Genomic DNA, 1,275 nt, shown 5'->3' on the forward strand with positions numbered 1-1,275 from the left:
GCCGGCGGATTCATCGAGGACAGCAAGGCCAGCCTCGGCCTGCGCAACTTCTACATCAACACCGACAACCGCAACGGCCCCGCCTCGCCGAGCAAGCAGGAAGAATGGGGCCAGGGCTTCATGCTCAACTACGCCTCCGGTTTCACCGAGGGCACCGTCGGCTTCGGCGTCGACGCCCTGGGCCTGCTCGGCCTGCGCCTGGACGGCGGCGGCAAGTCCGGCAAGAGCGGCATCGACCGCCAGCCGGGCACCATCTTCCCGCTGGAGAGCGACGGCAGCGCGGTGGACGAGTTCAGCAGCCTGGGCCTGACCGCCAAGGCCAAGGTCTCCAGGACCGAGTTCCGCTACGGCACCCTGCAGCCCAAGCTGCCGGTGGTGGTCTACAACGACGCGCGCCTGCTGCCGATGACCTACGAGGGCGGCCAGGTCACCTCCAACGAGTTCAAGGACCTGACGCTGATCGGCGGCCAGCTCAGCCACACCAAGGGCCGCAACTCCACCGACTGGCGCAGCATGTCCATCGCCGGCGCCAACGGCAGCACCGCCAGTTCCCGCGACAGCAACAAGTTCTACTTCGCCGGCGGCGACTACAAGGCCACCAAGGACCTGACGCTGCAGTACTACTACGGCCAGCTGACCGACTTCTACCAGCAGCACTTCCTCGGCCTGACGCACAACTGGGCGATCGGCCCGGGCACCCTGAAGACCGACCTGCGGGTATTCATCAGCGATTCCGACGGCAAGAACGGCAGCACCGCCGGGCGCAAGGACGGCTACGTCAGCAGCGGCTACTACGGCAGCGGCGTGACCAAGGGCGAGGTGGACAACAACGTCTACAGCGGCCTGCTCACCTACAGCCTCGGCGGCCACAGCCTCGGCGCCGGCTACCAGGTGCTCACCGGCGACAGCGACTTCCCCTACCTGAACCGCGGCGATGGCGAAGGCACCAGCACCTACCTGCACACCGACGCCCAGCTGCTGAAGTTCAACCACGCCGGCGAGCGCACCTGGATCGGCCGCTACGCCTACGACTTCGCCAAGCTCGGCGTGCCGGGCCTGACCTTCAGCGTGCTCTACCTCAACGCCGACGACATCAAGACCGGCCGCGGCGACCAGGGCGAGTGGGAACGCGACATCGCCGTGGGCTACGTGGTCCCCGAGGGCACCTTCAAGGGCCTGGGCCTGGCCTGGAAGAACGCCACCATGCGCAGCGGCCTGCCGGTCAGCGGCTCGGGCACGGCGACGCAGCGGGACCAGGACGAGAACCGGTTGATC

1 protein-coding gene is annotated in these 1,275 nt (G+C 67.7%); it reads left to right on the plus strand.

All coding sequences use genetic code 11. The annotated features are described in order from the left end of the window. On the plus strand, positions 1 to 1,275 hold a 1,275-nt coding region (locus VV867_RS30925), incomplete at both ends, for an OprD family porin (protein WP_328568436.1).

Origin of the sequence: Pseudomonas sp. JH-2 (assembly GCF_036231725.1) — a bacterium.
Classification (GTDB): domain Bacteria; phylum Pseudomonadota; class Gammaproteobacteria; order Pseudomonadales; family Pseudomonadaceae; genus Pseudomonas; species Pseudomonas delhiensis.